The following is a 16840-nucleotide window of genomic DNA, read 5'->3' on the forward strand; positions in this document are numbered from 1 at the left end:
GGATTAAGTGGTGCTAGGGTGAAACTTTATTATTTAGTATTTGGATAGCTGTGAAGGGTTAACCAGTTCCAGTATGAAACTCTATTTTCTCAACCTCAAATTTCCAAGCCAAAACACTGACCATACAGCCCCGCTCAGTATGAAACTATATTGCGGGGCGACATTTTTTTGTTATTTAGGAATAAAGTCTCATCCCATACAATAAAGTATCATCCTAAACAATAAAGTTTCATACTAAATATTCATTTGCCTGAGGGACTAAGCCTTAGTTATCGGGTTAGCTAGCAATATCAAGGCTCAAACGATATATCTTAAAAAATCATTCTTTAGTAATTTCTATTTTAGATAGCCCTTGTTGGAAGGAAACTACAGGTTTATATCCAAGCTCCGCCTTGGCTTTTTCTATATTCAATGTCACTTCAACAGCACTAGTTGAAAATTCTTGCATTGTGATAGGTAAGGGTCTTGTGTTTGGCAATAATTTGCGTCTTAAATTGTCTAACTTGGCAAGAAGAAAAGGGACAAATCGAGGAATGCTTTTATTAGGTATATTCATATTGTGTGCGTGAACAAGCGCAGTGACTAGCTCTCTAAATGTTTTGTCATCATCATCACTGAGAAAATAAATTTCACCGGACTTGCCGCGTGAAATTGCACACTCGACTCCAGCACATACATTGTCTATATGAGTAGCGGATGTTTTGTAATTCCCACCACTTATCCATGCAAATTTTCCTTCTTCTATCGCATTTAATATTTGTGGAATTGCTGTTGTATCATCACGACCCCAAATGAATCTCGGCCTTAATACAACTACATGAAAATTATCGTCTGAGGCACGTAGTACAATCTCTTCGGCAAGTCGCTTACTATCAGAATAATTACCCACAGCGACGTCAGGGTAAGGCTTATCTTCTTTGGCCTGACAAAGAGGTTTGCCAGTCGCTAGAACTGATTCTGTACTGATATGAATGAATTTCTTAACTCCAGCTGTCTTAGCTGCATCTAACAAGCGCTGAGTTCCAATAACATTTGTTTCATACTGGTTCTTTGAGGTGTTTTTATGATCTGTATCTGCCGCAGCATGTATGACAATGTCATGATCTATTAAAGCTTTGGTTAGGCTTTGGCTGTGTAAATCTCCGTTAAAGAGGGTCACTCCCTGTTTTTCTAACTGTAACGAATATTTAATGCCTCGAGAAAGACCTTTTACATCATGGTCTTGAGAAAAGTGCTTCGCAAGGTTTCGACCAACATAACCCGTGACGCCGGAGATAAATATTTTCATGCTATGTCTCTTTTTATTTTTAAATTAGTTTACAGATGAACTAAAAGTGTAAACCTGTTAAATGCTAACAGGTTTACACTTGATGTCAATTTGTATCAACCTCATAATAAAGCTATTGCCCCTTATGTAATTGTTTATATGATCCTACGTGAAGCCCAGAAACTCATACTTAGATATGGGTACCAAAAAGTGACGATGACGGATATTGCCAAAGCGTGCCAAATTTCGCGCACTACGCTTTACAAGTCATATCCTAATAAGGAGTCAATTATTGTTGGACTCATCAATGAAGCGCTAGGAGTTAACATTAAGGAAAGTGAAAAGCTGTTGATGGAACATGGCACTTTAAAGGAAAAGCTTGTCAGTTTTTTTGATATTTGGACTATTCAGCCTGCGGCTTCAGTGATTGAACTAGAAGCTGGTCGAGACATATTAATGAATGTTGCTACCTATGCGCCTGATGCTGTAGCGCATCACTATGAGGTCTTTGAAAATATGCTTACCAGATTAATTGAAAAAGAAGTTAAAGATGAAAAGCACATTTCATCAGATGATCTCGCTCATATTTTTATGGTGGCATCCAAGGGTTTAAAAGCTTCAGCTGAAAGTATTGATGACTTAAAAAGAATGATAAATGGCTTAATCGTAATTGTCGTTGCAGCGGTTGGTTAGGATTATACTATTGATTTTTATAGGGTGTTGAGTTTGTTAGCTTTGAGCTCGATATGCTATTTTTTTGGATGTCAACATGAGTACTTTCAACGTTTGTGGGTAATAAAACACGATGATGTATTATCGAGGAAATTTGCAATCAATCTTAAATATTTGGCGATTGACTTTGCCCCAATACGCGTCTTCATAAGCTGATTCAGTGTATGAGATATTATTGAGTGATAAGGCGTTACGCCAAAATTTTACAGCATCATCTGCGCCTTGAATTTGTTTTACTTGCCAACTGCCGGGGTGTGCTTGCCAAATTTTACCAATAAATTGTGAGCCTACTTTTCTGTTCCTTGCGCTTGGTATAACGTAAAACTCACAGACTTCATAAGCACTGTTATCGCTGGATATATTGGCGAATGCGATTGGGTGCTCTCCATCGAATGCCAAGTATCCGAGGTGTGTTTCATCAAGCGGTGTATCCAGTGCAAAGATCCCTTGATGGTTTGGCAGTTTGCCTGTGAGTAATGAAAATTCGGCTTCATAGGCCTGAGCCAAATTCATATAGGTTTTAATTAGCTCTTTCGTTACTCGACGTATTTCCACGGCTCAACTCTCGGATTGTTGATATTTAGTCAAGTATACAGATGGGGATGTACTTTAAGATGTTTTATTTAGGGGTTTTTCGTGTTTTTATAATTTTTTTTGTGCTGTTTTTTTGCAAAAGTTATAGCCGTATCGCTTTTTCTAAGCACCCTAAACATCAAGTCGCAAGATGATGTCTAGGGGGCGTGAGCTAATCTCTGTGTGCGGCATATTTTCCCTGTGAGGGGTAAGCTTTACTGGTTAATGTGTTGGTTAGTTCGTGGCGGATAAAGAGCATACCTCCACATATTTTGCTAACCACGCTTTATACAATTGAAAAACGCGTTGGGTGTAATCTTGCTGGTGATGATATTCAAACGCGGCCTGATTGGCAAAGCGCTCAATGAGTGTGAGTTGGTTGCGTGCTTCGTTTTCATAAAGTTCAAAGCGTAAACAGCCTTCCTCGCTACACGTTGCTGGGAGTATTGCCTTGATTGCGTCGATACAGTCTTGATAATGCGCTGATTTTGGGGTGATGTGGGCAATCAAATTAACGTTACTATAATTTGCCATGCATTTTCTCCATAATGTGTCCCGTGATGATTGAAACGGGGTTTGATAGTAAATAGGCTGCGGCAAAAGAGGCCGGCCATGCGTTGCAAAATGCGTGAGCCCAGCGTGACGTAAAGTCGCTGACGAGTCCTAAATTGATATACGTTACCCAGCCCGACACCATAAACGACAAGCACAACGACAGCAGTAGGGTAAAAATAAGTTTTTGCATGTTTCCTCCTTTGACTGTTGATATGATTGTAAGGTGTTGCTTGCAAAGCAGAATGGCAGAAATGGAAAGCTAAGGTTGCAAAAATAAATATGCTTGATGACTTACGATTGTTTGTGGAGATCAGCCGCCGAGGCAGTTTTGCTAAAGCTGCAGATGACTTGAGGGTGGGTGCCCCTACCTTGTCAAAACGCATGTTGGCGTTGGAAGACAAACTTGGTTATCCACTATTACAGCGCAGCGCCAGAGGCGTTACGCTGACGAACCACGGACAAGCCATCGTCGATAATATGGCGAGCGAATTGCTTGCCTTACAAGCACAATGTGATGCCTTGACTGGCTTTGAAGCTAAATCATTTCATTTATTGTGCCCACAAAACTTGATGATTGGGCCGTTGTTCGACGCATTACAGTCTTTTCAAAGTTGCTATCCAGCACTTCAGCTTCATGTTGAGCCCGCAAATAGCTTAGAGCTTTTGAGCCAGAAGCGTTTTGATTTAACGATTCGTGTTGGTGAGTTGGATGATTCGAGTATTTATCAAAAACGGCTAGGGCAAATCGTGGTTAAAACGGTGGTTGCTCAGTCTGCAAAAGAAACACACACCCTGTTTTTACCCTTTCGGCAGTCTCAGTTGCCAGCAACCGATGAATGGCGAGCTTTATTGGCACAATTTAAGAACGTCTCTTATGTGGGTGATATTACCTTGGTGCGTAAGTTGGTGGGATCCGGCAACGGAGCGGGGATACTACCTATGACCGAAATTGCGGCGTTGTCCTCTGACTATAGTGAAAAGTTTTGCTATGTAGGCACGGGCCAGTTTATTCGAAACGTTTATGCTCTTTGGCTCGGGCAGCGCGTGCCACCTACCTACACCATGGCATTGATTGAGCTGTTGCAGCAGCAATGCCAAAAACTTAACTACCTGCAAGGTGCCGTGTTGGCACTAGACTGATGCATGGCGTATTGCACTGCACAGCAATTCGCTAGCGGGGCGAAATGACGCTTTTCACAAGCGACATAATGAACCGCTAAGCCACCTTTCCTATCTATTCCAGCCCCCCTCAGTCTCGAGCAAAGAGCTGTCAGATTTTGCAGGTTTATTGAGCAGTTACTTCGCGTAACATGCTGCCATATTGATTATAAAATGAACTTGAAATTTACGCGCAAGTTACAACATGCATCACCCAATTTTTAGGTAATTGCATGGTCAGTGAGGCAGGTCGGATTGTTATGAATTTACTGAAACTATTTTTGGCATTTTTTGGCGGTTTTGTTGCCGCTTACATACTGCAAGGACAGACTGAACAGTCTAGTAAAGGACCATCTAATAATTATATTGATGCGCATAACTCAAAAGAAACCACATCGGCTGATATTCAGGAATTAGTGGCAGAAAATCAGCGTTTACAAGCGCAAGTTGCATTACTTGAGCTACCGATCGCTACAAATGATGACTTGTTAAAGCAGCCTTTAGAGTCCATCCCTTCATCATCAGGAACCACGCCAGATGAAGTGCAACTAGCAGGTTCGAGGGATGAAATCCAAGCGAGTTTAAACGTTTTTACAATCAAGCCCGTGTTGTTTTCTCTGACTAATCAATTACAACTTGCAGATCAGCAAAGTGAGGCACTTGAACAGGTGCTTAGCCAAAAAGCACAGGCAGATCTTGATGCGTGGCTGGCGTTTTCAAAGCAAGCACAATCTCAGCCGGATAATGCGGACTATTTTCGTCAACAGTACTTGGATGAAATAAGTCAACACAGCATGGATTATGCGCAAACACTTGAACGTACTTTGAGTTCAGAGCAGTTGGCGCAGTATCAACGTTATGAACAACAGCAAGCACAGTTGCAGGCAAGCCAAAAAAGGGACTTGCTAACTCAGTCGCTGAGCCATTTAGATTTAAGTGCCTTCCAGCGACAAGAAATCCAACGATTATCAACACAAGTTTACACCGTCTCTGACGTAGTGAGCTTGGGCACGTCAGGCAGCCCTTACGCAAACCCGAGCGTGCATACAGACTTTGAAAAGCTGACCCAAATCAAAGCGCTTTTCTCAGAAGAACAGCAGCGTAAGTTGAACTTATGATGTTGAAATAAAAAATAAAAACACAAAGGATGAACATGAAAGCTAAAAATATGGCTGTATTATCTGCGCTACTAATAGCATGCGCGGGCTCTGCACAGGCGCGCCCTTACTGTGAAGGCGGCGGTGGTTATTGGGCGACTGAAACACGTAACGTGCAAGTATGCGATACGGTCACCGAGAACTACACGATTACACAAAGACATTGTGGTTATAGTGGTCACATATACCTTGGTCACTTATGGAATGAGCCAGATTTTTTCTTACCTTACGCGACCTATGTTTCTAAGAGCTTTGTTTTGGACGAGTCTAGCAGTTGTCCTAACTCTCAATATGAGACACAATCAGGTACGTATTGGTATACACGTCCAGATGGTACCCGCAGTGTAGACTGGTATACCTACTCAGGAAGTATCGGTCTCACGAGTGATCAGTTGAACACCACAGAACATACGCGTGAAGTGAAAACGAACTGTCGCACTGAAACGAAAACGGTGCGCGTTTGGCGCTGTGGCTTTGAGCCATAATTGAACGCTACTCTTGTACAGTTGTAACCTAAGTGCAGGCTTTTATAGCCTGCACTTTTTAGTTCCAGTGTTGCTAGTTTATTGAGTTGTCAGTTGTGAGTGCGGCGCGTAACGTTAATCGATTAGAGTTTGTACCAATTATGGCTGATGCACACTCATAAACTTGCCCTACCGTTTGATTAAAAGTGGTATTGTGCACGCACTAGCACGTTGCGCTCTTCACCTGGCATACCACCTAAGAACATGGCTTTGCTGTAGTAGGACTTATTAAACAAGTTGTTTATTTTTAACTGTAAGCCCCAGTGTTTGGTATTGTATGCAATTGCCGCGTCAAATACGGTGTAGCCAGGTACATAACCATCAGGAATACCAAATGAGTCGGATTGCGTGCTGCGCTCATCCACGTATTGCATACCTAAGCTAATATCTACAGGTGTATCTTGTGTAAAGGCATAACTTGAGTGAGTTACCCAGCTGCCAACCGTGACATAAGGCACGCCTTTTTGACGCTCTTCAGCATCATTACGGTCATCAATGGACAATGCATCTTGATAAACAGCATTGACGTTGACTTTCCATTGCTCGTTTAAAAATGCATTTAAATCAAGCTCAACCCCTTGTGTTTGTTCTTTACGATCGTAGAAAAAACGTGGTGTGCCAGCAGCTGATACGCCTGCTTCAAAGTCTTTATTTGCATAGCCGATATTGGTACGGCTTGATTCAAATACCACCAATGACGCAACAAGCTGATCATCAAACCCTTTTATGCGTATACCGATATCATTGCTGATTGATTGAGTATCGTCGCGGTCTTTTTCTTCACCGAGTACTTCACCTAACACACTGTATGCTGTGCGACCTTTAGAGTGGTTAGCAAAGATCGACAGGTTATCGGTTGGCATATAGGTAACGCCGAAATTATAGGTTAAGCCATTGTCAGAAGTATCTTGCTCTGGCGTTGGCTTTGCGGCGCTTGCTTTGTAGCGCGCGTCTACACCTAAGTGCTCGTAGCTTTGGTTAATCTCGTTGTACGCTAAGCCGACACGGGTTGTTAGGCCAAAGTCAAAGTAAGCCACATGCTGTGCACCGATACCCCAAGCACTGACAGTTTTGTTGTAGTTGCTAGTTTTAAGCGGGTCATGGTCTTCGAAGCTCCCTTCAGCCCAGACTGGTGAACGAATGTCTAACAGGTAAGGCAGTGTGCCTCGGTAAATAACGTCACCCTTTTTATCTTTGATCACTTTATCTTTGTCATAGATAGAGAATTGCTTAAAACGGATCTCACGGTCTTCGTAGTTGGCGTTGACCAAAAACTCATTGTCGATGTCATTGAAGGTAAAGTCGTAACGTAGGTCAGCAAAGTATTGCCATGAACGTTCGTTGGCTTCTACTTTACGATATTCCTGACGACGAGCTGCAAACGGATAAAGCTCACCATCCAGTACAAGCGGTGCGCGAGGTTCCTCGTTGATCTTTTTCACGCCACGGCTTTCACGTTCCCAATAAACATAGTTATATGCGCCGGTTTGACGGGCAAAACCAGAGTCATAGTCACGGTATTGCAGTTGTTGGTTGAAGTATAAGTTGTCAGTAACATCAATATTGTGAGTTAGCTTAACACGCAATTCTTCACCTTCATTGTCTTTGGCCATGGGGGAAATAATGCCATTATGACCAAAAGAATAAGGGGTTAAGCCATCATTGCTGGCGAGCGAGTCAGCCAGTTGTTGACGTTGTGCATCACTAAGCTGCAAGCCTGCGCCGTTTGGATCGTTAACAAGATCTTGCCAAGTCACTTCACCCGCGGTTTTGCCGTCGACAGAGGCTGAATTAAAAATACGAATAGGGTGGCCGATTGAGTCAACCGCAATACCATCGTTAATATACGCCGTTGAAAGCATCACGTTATGGCCTTCGTTGAGTACGTATTTAAAGCTTACGTAGGCTTCATCACGATCGTTATTTAAATCACGATAGCCATCACTGCGTGCCGATTTAACTAATACGCGATAAGCAAGCTGTTCGGTCAGGGCATCGGTTGAGTCCACTTCAAGCGCGTAGGTATCCCATTGGCCCACTTCGGCAGTGACTGAATGCGCTGCATTAAATTGCGGTTTTTTCTCAATGAGGTTGATCACACCACCGGCACTACCCATGCCATAAAGACCCGTTGCAGGCCCTTTTAATACCTCAACAAACTCAACATTGGTCATAGAGCGTGTTGGGTTAAACGTGTTTTCAAGGCCCGCGCCGCCATACATGCCATCGTAGGTATAGTTTGCGCCTAAGCCACGGATCACTAAGTTATCCCCAATGCCATAGTTGTTGCCTGCTTGAGTGACACCACTGATGTTACGCACCACATCCTGTAAGTTGGTGATCACTTGTGAGTTTAGCGTGTCGCTATCAACCACCACAACCGCTGCAGGCGTTTCCATCAAAGACATATCTGATTTAGTGGCAAGGCCCGAATTCATTACGACTTGGTTTTGACGATGATAGACACTGATTTTTTCTATATCGGAGTCAGTTTGAGGCGCAGCATGAACAAAAGACGAAGAAGTAGCGCAAGCCAGTGCCAGCGCAGACAATTTAAATGATTTCATTGGGTGGTTTACATCTTAAATAAAATATTATGCAAATGATAACTACTATCATTATCAATGTTCAATGGGGCAGATGCAGGTTTAACTATTATTCAATTAAACAACAAAATGTCGGCATAAACTATTTACAATAAAAGCACATTTTGGCTCATAAAATGTGCTGGGGAAAATAGTTCGAGGTAAGATATTACAAATACAATCAATAATTGTTACCATTTGCAATTATCGTTTTTATTTACCTCATACAGTGACTCAATCTCGATCCTCTAAAACTAAATTTAATCAAGAAGTCGTCTTCCGTGTGCTAACCATCATTGGCTTTGGTTATCCATTGATCATGTTGGTCGGTATTGTGATTTCTTATCTGCTACCTCTCGAAACACCACAGGCGGTTGCCGCGTCATCTATGCTGAGCTTTGCGCTTTATACGGCGTTCATTATGTGGGCATTTGCACAAAAATCGTGGCAACAGGTACTGCGCGTTAGCACCCTATTGCTCGTTGTGTTTGGGTTGCTGAATATGCTTTTAACATGGAGCTTGGTAACATTATGAAGAGCGGTTTTAGACAGTCGATGGCATGGTTGCATACTTGGACGGGGATAGTCGTCAGCTGGCTTTTGTATTTTATCTTTGTCACCGGTACCTTAGGTTATTTTGATAGCGAAATTGATGCTTGGATGAAGCCGGAATTACCGCGCAATACCGCTAATGTTGAAACAGTACTCAGCCAAGCACAACGTCATCTGGAGCAATATGGACAAGCGGCCAAAGATTGGCGTATTTATTTACCGCTTTCTCGTACCGAACCCCATTTGTGGTTGGGTTATCAACAAGAAAATGAAGCGGGTAAGCTGGTGCGTGTTCGCCAGCAAATAGATGCAACAACAGGGCAAGTGCTTGAAGGTCGAGACACAGGTGGTGGTCAAGCTTTGTATCGTATGCATTATCGCCTGCATTATATCCCTACCAAACTCGCCTATTACTTTGTGGGGGTGTTTACCCTATTTATGCTGCTGGGTTTGGTTACCGGTATCGTGGTGCATAAAAAAATCTTTAAAGAGTTTTTTACCTTTAGACCCAAAAAGGGCGCGACGTCTTGGCTTGATGGCCATAACCTAATGAGCGTGATGAGTTTACCCTTTCATTTGATGATCACCTACTCGGGTTTGATCATGTTCACCTTTACCTATGTGCCGTTTATTTTTAATGCCAGCTATGGCATGGGTGAGCAGAGTAAAAAACAGTTTTTTGATGAGTACTATCAAAATGGTGCACCAACACAAGCGACAGGTATACACGCAACCATGTTGCCGCTGACTGAATTGTATCAAAAAGCCACTGTGTATTTAGAAGCGCAAGGCAACACGCAGGCAAATTACGCGATACGTGTTTATCACCCTAATGACCAAAATAGCGTTGCGGTATTCTCTCCCGAGTTATCCGAGGCGAATAATGACGGTACAAAATTGGTAATGAATGCCATCACCGGGGAAGTGATCAGTTATCAAGCCCATTATGAGGGGGTGCGTCGCGTCCAGTCGGTGTTCTTAGAGTTGCACGAAGGGGTGTTTGCCAGCTTACCAATCCGTTGGTTTTATTTCCTATCAGGCCTAACGGGCTGTGTGATGATAGCCAGTGGCATGGTGCTTTGGACCACAAAACGTCGCAAAAAAGCGTTAAGCGATCCTGCTGGTATTCCGTTTAGTTTTAAAATGACGGAAGGGCTGAATATTGGCACGGTTGTCGGCTTGCCAGCGGCTGTGGCGGTGTACTTCCTCGCAAACAGGTTGTTACCCCTTGAGCTTGAGGGGCGAGCGCAATGGGAGATGCATAGTTTGTTTATCACTTGGCTGTTATGTCTGGCTCATGGCATGTACTTTACTTGGCAAAATAAAGGGCGCGCTGCTTGGTATCAACAGTGGTTAGTAGCTGCTTTGCTGTTTACTTTAGTGCCAATCGTAAACGCCTTAACCACATCGCGCGGGCTAATCAGCAGCATTGCGCAGGCTGACTGGGTGTATGTGGGCTTTGATGCAAGTTGTGCAGTGGCGGGTTTAGTCTGCCTATGGATTGCTATAGGTGTTAATCGGTCATCAAAACAACCAGATAAGGCACAATTTGCAAAACGTGACCGCGAGGTGATGGCATGATGTTGTTGTTGGTTATTGTGTGTGTTTATCAGGCGTTGTGCTTATTTTTGTTGGCGATGTCCAAATATACCAAGGTGCTGGGCCGCGAATTTAAGCCCAGCGAGCGGCAAAGCCAAATGCGGCGAACCGGCGGAGGAGCATTACTGAGTGTCGGTATGTATTTAGCAAGTGTTGAACTGGGTGTTGTGAATGCGTTGGTGTTTATGTGTGGTGCGCTCACTTTAGTGGGTGTTTGTATCGCTTTGTTATTTCAATATTTTCCAGCGCAGGCATTGCGACCCGTAATACCAACTGGAAAACCGCTTGGCAGGCATAGCTATTTATTTTTGGCGGTGCAATTGGCGTGTATGATGTTGCTAACTTAGCTTGGTGGGTGTTTTGCCATATCCTTTAAAATCTTGATAAGATTTATAAATTGCTTAAATTGGTGATTTAATCAAGGATACATTTAATGACCAATCCAACAGGCCCGTTTATTTACTATTTACAGCGCATGAAGGCGCTACTACAACAAAATTTACCGCTAGACGCTTTACTCGACAAAAGTTTGCAAACCGATATGTTTGCTTTGCATCAGCAATTGACCACTGCTATTTCGTTTTCGCTGCGCTGTTGTTGTGTGCTCGCGGGGCGCGAAGTGGTCAGTTTTAAAGGCTCTGAAGTGAGTGTTAAAGCGGTTGTTGAGGAAATCAACCAAACCCTTGCTTACCTTACCTCGATGACGGAGTTGGATTTTATGGGTTATGAGCAGCGAGTGGTCCAATTTGAAGCTGGATTTTCACAGCGGTCATTAGAGGGGCACGAGTTCGTAACGCTGTATGCATTACCGAACTTTTTATTCCACTTTTCCATGGCTTATGCCATTTTAAGACATCATGGTGTCGCGATTAGCAAAGGGGACTTTGATGGTTTTCATCAATATCCAGCCGGGTTCTCATTCCTTGATAACACACTTTAAACGCATCTTTGTGCTGAGTGACATACCTTCAATCAGCACCATGAATCTTATAGAGTTTTTTTGCCAAACTGAGCTTAACTGAGTGGTGCCAATGCAACAGATTAACATTCAATATTTTAAGCACCCTTACGCCGAGTTTATTCTTGGTAGTACCGACAATAAGCTGTGCTTATGTGACTTTCGTTATCGGAAAATGCGCAGTACGGTTGATAATCGCATCCAAAAAGGCCTCAATGCCCATTACGTTGAGCAAAATGACGCTGTGTTGGAACAGACTAAAACCGAGCTTGAAGAATACTTTATGGGGGAGCGTAGGCAGTTTGATGTGCCCTTATTATTTGTTGGCAGTGATTTTCAAAAGTCGGTTTGGCATGCTTTGATGAACGTTGAGTATGGGCAAGTATCGACCTACAAATCGTTGGCACAAGCCATTAATAACGAAAACGCGGTGCGAGCGGTGGGTACGGCCAATGGCGCAAATGCGATGTCCATCATTGTGCCTTGTCATCGCATCATTGGCTCTCAAGGTGAGCTGGTCGGTTATGGCGGTGGCTTAGCGCTTAAAAAACGTTTGTTAGAATTAGAACAAAACCTATTTGTGCTGTGAAGCTAATAGCAATGTGCAAACAGGGGCTAATGTTTGCACATCAGGCTGAGTAGTCCCATTAATTACAAAAACTGCTGTTGTATTGATAGACGGTTTGCGTTTTTGTCGTTGAACTGGTGGCATTCCATGCGGTTAAAGTTTGCATGGCTTCAAAGGCCAGTTTTGCACGCTTAACCACTTTTTGCGTGTAATCGGCGCTGTTGTCTTCATATTTGAATGATGCTTCGGCTATTAAAGGCACTGAACTGGATGATGGTGTACCCGCATACCATAAGGTGATGCTGAGCGTGGCATCAATGGAACCTAAGTCTATCTGTGCACCTTTATAGACTTGCTCATGAATGGTTAGGTTACCGACTTGCGCTAATGGAAGTGTGTCACTAAAGCCATATTCAGACTCAAAGCCAGGAAAGTGGGTATTAATGTCTTTAAAGTCGTTTATCGTGCGGGTATTGGGTGCTTTGGTTGAATGGCCATAAACTACTTTGAAAGTGTCATTGTCTTTTACCCCAACGTCCGACTCAAGCTTGGTTTCTGCGCCGCTGGTGGCGCTGGAAAGGTCCTCAAAATCAGCGATGTAGCGATCGGGGCTGCGAAACTTTAAGGTGACTTCTGAATTGCCATTTTCAATGCGCTCACGAAATACATAACCGATTTCGCGCAGCTGACAGCTACTTGCCGTATCAAAAAACTTCACCGTACGCACTTTGTTGAGTGACATCGTGCCTGTCACGTTACGCGCAATAGCTTGCTCAACACTGGTCTCAAACGCAGAAAAATAGCTATTAACTTGGTTAGCTTCATTTTGGTAACTAAACAAACTGGGGTTAAGTAATAGCTTGTACTCTCTTGAGGTGACATCTGGGTTTGCCTGAGCCACTTGAGTGCACAGAGCAAGGCTTATGAGAGTGGATGAAACGATGGTGTGCTTCATGTTTGAATGTCCTTTTAAAGCGATAAAAAAGGCCACAAATGTGGCCTGATTATTGGTTAGTTGGTTGCACTTAGATTTAATCCATTGACGATATAGAGCGTATTACCATCAATCACGGATTGGTTGGCATCGAGGTACTTTTGTTCGAGTACGCCGCCCGTTGACCAAGTGGCAAAGTCGTCATCGTTTATCATCCCAAGACGAGTGTTATCGATTAGCCACAAGCCTTCCATTTTGTCGTGTGGGTAGCCAACTTCCGCCACCATATCCACAACCAACTCTAGCTTTTGTGCAGGTTTAATGCCTTTAGCTTCCAGCTTTGCCCAACCAGCCGAGTAATCACTATCCACCGCGTTTTTACTGATAACTTGTTCTAGTGTATCGCCTGATATGGTTAAGCCGAGCTGAGCATCTTGCTTGAGTTCTGCCCCTTCTGACACAGTTTCTAAGTTTGTAGCATTGCTGATATCAATTTTATACACACGCTTCATCGCCGTGTTGTCTAGGTTATAGAACTTGCCATCGCGTTCTAACACTAAAAATTGGGTGTTACTCAGTGCTTTGATAGCGGAGTTTGAGTTTGAGCCTTTTTCTTGTTGATACAAGTACTGTGCGGTTTCGCCCGTTTCAATATTCACAGTCACAATGCGGGTTAGGTTAGTACGATTTTTACTTGGGTTATCAAGACTTGATTGCATAATACCCACCAGTGTTTTTTCATCTGGCGTGATGGTTAGGCCTTCCATACCACGGTTTGCCCAGCGGTTCCCAAACTCTGCGGGTAGGGTGTGCACGTTACGCGTGTCGTCACTGAATGGGTTAATACGCGCTAACTCTACACCTTGCGCACTGTAATGCACCATATGCGGGCCATATTCATCACTGACCCAGAATGTGCCATCACTCATTGCGACAAGGCCCTCTGCATCTAGGCCATAATCATCAATGCGAATCGGATTCGTGGCTTCATCATAAGGTTTACTCATATCATGTCTGATCACCTCACCTTTGGCATCGTAAGGGGTTTCGCCCGTGCCACCCATCGCTGAGCTATTAGGTAACCCGCTGATTGCATTGCCCGCCTTGTCTTTTAAAAGAATATTTTTGACTAGTTTGATAGAGCCAGTTGCCTGCACTTCAAACAAGCCAATACGAGGGGTGTAATCAGGGGTTGGGAACATTTTCCCTTTGCCTTGCTCACCCGTGAAGTTGGCATTTGGGCCGCGATCTGTCAGTGCATAGAACTGCATTGGGTTGGTAGGATGGCCGTCCATGTCTGAACCATAGCCGCCGTTGCGTACTTCAAAGGTTGAGCCAGCAATACTGCCGTTTTCAAGGTCATTTCTAAGTACTGAATAAGGTAAACGTACGCCACTGCTGGCGAAATTATCGGGGTTACAGACATAGGAAGTATCTGTCACTTCATCGCTGTTTAAGGTGTTATCACGGTTTGTATCTAAGCCAGAGTCGATTTTCACACCACCTAACCAGCACTGTGCGTCACCTGCAGCTAATTGCGTTTGCAATACTAAGCTACTCAAGCCATTTGTGCCGTTAGCGCCATTTACACCATTTATGCCATTGCTGCCGTCTTGGCCGTTTGTACCATTGATACCGTCTTTGCCGTTATCTCCATCATTACATCCAGTTAAAGCGAGCATAGTGGCGATAGCGAGTGTTGACAGACTGAGGGATTTCATTGTTTGTTCCTTAAAGAGGTTATTCTGTAAACATTAAGATATTTTCAAAGTATGACGATTGTGTTTATTTGTGAGGAAAAGCGAATAAATGTCATGGCGTTATCGTTTTAAGCGAATATAAAAACAAGTGGGGAACTTGCAAATCAGCCACATATACTTGAAGGTATGTCTATCTATCGTGTTCTTTTACAAAAATATTTTTAAATAGAAGTGACGATGGCGCTTTAGGTACGGCAATAAGGAGTTATTTAATAATATGTTGAAGGATTTTTTCTTTTAGCGCTCGAAAATCAATGGGTTTTTGAAAGAAATCGGAAAATCCCATTTTTGGGAATGACTCCGCTTCGTATTCGGAAGCCGCAGTAACAGCAATAATAGGGGTCGCTATGGACAAATCGCGTATTTTTTTCGTCGCTTCAATGCCGTTACATTCGGGCATTTGTATATCCATCAAGATGATATCGTAGTCTTCGTGCTCGGCCATATCAATGGCCACATTACCATTTCGCGCTAACGATATTTGTGCGCCTTCTTGCTCAAACATGAAAGAAAGCAGCACTAAAGTCGATTCTAAGTCGTCTGCAATTAAAACTTTTATTCCTTCCAAGCCCATCGTGTGCTTCCTCGTTATCCGCTCCGTCTCCGATAAACTCAGTTTAGCAAAAACTGATAAATGGACTAGTTTTTAATCAAGAATTCAAAAAAGGAGATTGGGTATCTATGCCAAACAAATCGAGCCCTCAACAAGCACCTACTCAGGCCGAAAAAGACGGCCAAACCATTAGTGATCAACGTGACACGATTAGTGAACAGAAGCGTCAAATCGCCAGTCAACGCGGCGAAATGCAAGGTTTATTGGAGCAAATTGAAGCCGCAAAATTCGACCTGCCCTTGTTAAAAATTGCTGATGATATTTTGATGGTCCCCCTTGTTGGCGCAATGGATTCAGTTAAAGCGCAAAAAGTCATGGAAGACATTTTGAATCACATTCGGTTGCAGGAATCTCGAGTGGTCATTATTGATATTGCGGGGATCAATATTGTCGATAGCTCGGTTGCATCACACTTGATTAAAATTGCCAAAGCCACCCGATTGATGGGTTGCAAGTCGGTTATTTCAGGCATTTCGCCGATGATTGCAAGAAACATTGTTAATTTAGGCATGGACGTAAGCGAACTGGTTACGACGAATACCCTGAAGGATGCAATGACAAAAGCGTATGAATATATTGGTTTTAAACTGGAACAAGTGCAATGAATGCACTCGTGTCGCACTCCTCAAAAATCGATGGTGTGATGGTGTTTGATCTCGCGCTAGAAGATTTAGCGGATGACAATACCTGTCAGATGTTTTGTGAGCAAACGCTTTGTTTTGCCAGTGACAAAGTGATCATCAATTTGAGCAAATGCGAGGTGATCACCAGTGATGTATTAAAGCGCCTAGAGGACCTTGTTAGCGCCATCACCATTGTCGGTAATCAAGTGATCGTGTGTGGCTTTAACCCGGTTAGTGCCGCCATGTTGTTTGCTTTTGTGGATGACTTAAATTTTACGACTGAATTGGACATCGATCGTGCCTTGCAAACATTATCAAATAACCAGTCAAACTGAAGTGGGCGAATTACTCAATCGTATTAACCTACTTCTATCGAATACATCGCTCAATGAGGTGAAGCGAACGGAGCTTTTAACCATTTGCTCCGAACTTATTTATAACATCATTAAATATGCCCAATCGGGTCAACTTATCATTCGTCTCGAAAAAACACAGATAAAAGTTGAAGCGTGTGACACAGGTCAAGGCTTTGAGCTTCCTTTGGCACAGGCGTTCCAAGAAGGTGTGAGCTTATCGGGCAGCCTTGGTTTAGGCATGCCTTCATTAGTGCGCATGAGCGATACGTTTAAACTCGTTACTTCTAACACGGGAACGTCAATTATCTGTACTAAGGATATTTAGC

20 protein-coding genes are annotated in these 16840 nt (G+C 43.3%); 12 read left to right on the forward strand and 8 right to left on the reverse strand.

Features of this window, described 5'->3' with window-relative positions; all coding sequences use genetic code 11:
• Window positions 1-319 precede the first annotated feature (319 nt).
• Window positions 320-1288, reverse strand: a complete 969-nt coding sequence (locus AC5FX4_RS02930) for an NAD-dependent epimerase/dehydratase family protein (protein ID WP_493605023.1) — start codon at window positions 1286-1288, stop codon at window positions 320-322.
• 90 nt (window positions 1289-1378) lie between these two features.
• Here AC5FX4_RS02930 and AC5FX4_RS02935 point away from each other — a divergent pair, with 90 nt between their 5' ends.
• Window positions 1379-1960 carry a TetR/AcrR family transcriptional regulator gene (locus tag AC5FX4_RS02935; protein WP_493605024.1) on the forward strand — a complete coding sequence of 194 codons (582 nt, stop codon included), beginning with the start codon at window positions 1379-1381 and terminating at the stop codon, window positions 1958-1960.
• Between the two features lie 120 nt (window positions 1961-2080).
• Here the strand turns inward: AC5FX4_RS02935 and AC5FX4_RS02940 are convergent, their stop codons facing one another.
• From AC5FX4_RS02940 to AC5FX4_RS02950, 3 genes are all read right to left on the reverse strand, one after another.
• Window positions 2081-2512 carry a GNAT family N-acetyltransferase gene (locus AC5FX4_RS02940; RefSeq protein ID WP_493605025.1) on the reverse strand — a complete coding sequence of 144 codons (432 nt, stop codon included), beginning with the start codon at window positions 2510-2512 and terminating at the stop codon, window positions 2081-2083.
• Window positions 2513-2806: 294 nt separating this feature from the next.
• Entirely contained in the window at window positions 2807-3106 is a 300-nt protein-coding gene (locus AC5FX4_RS02945; protein ID WP_493605026.1) for a putative quinol monooxygenase, read from the reverse strand.
• Window positions 3093-3317 carry a DUF2798 domain-containing protein gene (locus tag AC5FX4_RS02950; protein ID WP_493605027.1) on the reverse strand — a complete coding sequence of 75 codons (225 nt, stop codon included), beginning with the start codon at window positions 3315-3317 and terminating at the stop codon, window positions 3093-3095. The genes AC5FX4_RS02945 and AC5FX4_RS02950 overlap by 14 nt, the downstream gene beginning before the upstream one ends.
• Window positions 3318-3406: 89 nt before the next feature.
• Between AC5FX4_RS02950 and AC5FX4_RS02955 the strand changes: the two genes are divergently transcribed.
• The 3 genes from AC5FX4_RS02955 to AC5FX4_RS02965 all read left to right on the forward strand — a co-directional run bounded on the left by AC5FX4_RS02955 (window position 3407) and on the right by AC5FX4_RS02965 (window position 5927).
• Window positions 3407-4267: a LysR family transcriptional regulator gene (locus AC5FX4_RS02955; RefSeq protein ID WP_493605028.1), complete on the forward strand. Its 861-nt coding sequence runs from the start codon at window positions 3407-3409 to the stop codon at window positions 4265-4267.
• Between the two features lie 278 nt (window positions 4268-4545).
• Window positions 4546-5403: a hypothetical protein gene (locus AC5FX4_RS02960; RefSeq protein WP_493605029.1), complete on the forward strand. Its 858-nt coding sequence runs from the start codon at window positions 4546-4548 to the stop codon at window positions 5401-5403.
• Window positions 5404-5438: 35 nt separating this feature from the next.
• Window positions 5439-5927, forward strand: coding sequence for a hypothetical protein (locus AC5FX4_RS02965; protein WP_493605030.1), 489 nt, complete (start codon window positions 5439-5441; stop codon window positions 5925-5927).
• 179 nt (window positions 5928-6106) lie between these two features.
• On the opposite strand, the gene AC5FX4_RS02970 is transcribed toward AC5FX4_RS02965, so the two are convergent.
• Window positions 6107-8533, reverse strand: coding sequence for a TonB-dependent receptor (locus AC5FX4_RS02970; RefSeq protein ID WP_493605031.1), 2427 nt, complete (start codon window positions 8531-8533; stop codon window positions 6107-6109).
• A 247-nt stretch (window positions 8534-8780) separates the two neighbouring features.
• Here AC5FX4_RS02970 and AC5FX4_RS02975 point away from each other — a divergent pair, with 247 nt between their 5' ends.
• From AC5FX4_RS02975 to AC5FX4_RS02995, 5 genes are all read left to right on the forward strand, one after another.
• Entirely contained in the window at window positions 8781-9086 is a 306-nt protein-coding gene (locus AC5FX4_RS02975) for a hypothetical protein (protein WP_493605032.1), read from the forward strand.
• Window positions 9083-10684 carry a PepSY-associated TM helix domain-containing protein gene (locus AC5FX4_RS02980; RefSeq protein ID WP_493605033.1) on the forward strand — a complete coding sequence of 534 codons (1602 nt, stop codon included), beginning with the start codon at window positions 9083-9085 and terminating at the stop codon, window positions 10682-10684. Before AC5FX4_RS02975 ends, AC5FX4_RS02980 begins: the two co-directional genes overlap by 4 nt.
• Window positions 10681-11049 carry a DUF3325 family protein gene (locus tag AC5FX4_RS02985; RefSeq protein ID WP_493605034.1) on the forward strand — a complete coding sequence of 123 codons (369 nt, stop codon included), beginning with the start codon at window positions 10681-10683 and terminating at the stop codon, window positions 11047-11049. The genes AC5FX4_RS02980 and AC5FX4_RS02985 overlap by 4 nt, the downstream gene beginning before the upstream one ends.
• Before the next feature lie 86 nt (window positions 11050-11135).
• Entirely contained in the window at window positions 11136-11642 is a 507-nt protein-coding gene (locus AC5FX4_RS02990; protein ID WP_493605035.1) for a DUF1993 family protein, read from the forward strand.
• Between the two features lie 91 nt (window positions 11643-11733).
• Window positions 11734-12249 carry a methylated-DNA--[protein]-cysteine S-methyltransferase gene (locus AC5FX4_RS02995; protein ID WP_493605036.1) on the forward strand — a complete coding sequence of 172 codons (516 nt, stop codon included), beginning with the start codon at window positions 11734-11736 and terminating at the stop codon, window positions 12247-12249.
• Between the two features lie 58 nt (window positions 12250-12307).
• Here the strand turns inward: AC5FX4_RS02995 and AC5FX4_RS03000 are convergent, their stop codons facing one another.
• The 3 genes from AC5FX4_RS03000 to AC5FX4_RS03010 all read right to left on the reverse strand — a co-directional run bounded on the left by AC5FX4_RS03000 (window position 12308) and on the right by AC5FX4_RS03010 (window position 15496).
• Complete coding sequence (locus AC5FX4_RS03000) at window positions 12308-13183, reverse strand: hypothetical protein (protein ID WP_493605037.1); 876 nt, start codon at window positions 13181-13183, stop codon at window positions 12308-12310.
• A 56-nt stretch (window positions 13184-13239) separates the two neighbouring features.
• The gene (locus tag AC5FX4_RS03005; RefSeq protein WP_493605038.1) at window positions 13240-14883 is read right to left on the reverse strand and encodes an esterase-like activity of phytase family protein; all 1644 of its coding nucleotides are present in this window, start codon (window positions 14881-14883) and stop codon (window positions 13240-13242) included.
• A 244-nt stretch (window positions 14884-15127) separates the two neighbouring features.
• On the reverse strand, window positions 15128-15496 hold the full coding sequence (locus AC5FX4_RS03010) for a response regulator (RefSeq protein ID WP_493605039.1): 369 nt from the start codon (window positions 15494-15496) through the stop codon (window positions 15128-15130).
• Window positions 15497-15603: 107 nt separating this feature from the next.
• Here AC5FX4_RS03010 and AC5FX4_RS03015 point away from each other — a divergent pair, with 107 nt between their 5' ends.
• Genes AC5FX4_RS03015 through AC5FX4_RS03025 form a run of 3 tightly spaced genes read left to right on the forward strand, consistent with a single transcriptional unit; the run spans window position 15604 to window position 16839 of the window.
• On the forward strand, window positions 15604-16140 hold the full coding sequence (locus AC5FX4_RS03015; protein WP_493605040.1) for an STAS domain-containing protein: 537 nt from the start codon (window positions 15604-15606) through the stop codon (window positions 16138-16140).
• Entirely contained in the window at window positions 16137-16493 is a 357-nt protein-coding gene (locus tag AC5FX4_RS03020; protein ID WP_493605041.1) for a hypothetical protein, read from the forward strand. The genes AC5FX4_RS03015 and AC5FX4_RS03020 overlap by 4 nt, the downstream gene beginning before the upstream one ends.
• A complete protein-coding gene (locus AC5FX4_RS03025; RefSeq protein ID WP_493605042.1) occupies window positions 16456-16839 on the forward strand; it encodes an ATP-binding protein in 384 nt (127 codons plus the stop codon). The genes AC5FX4_RS03020 and AC5FX4_RS03025 overlap by 38 nt, the downstream gene beginning before the upstream one ends.
• The last annotated feature ends 1 nt before the right edge of the window (window position 16840 follow it).

Source organism: Pseudoalteromonas sp. ATL1 (assembly GCF_058933015.1).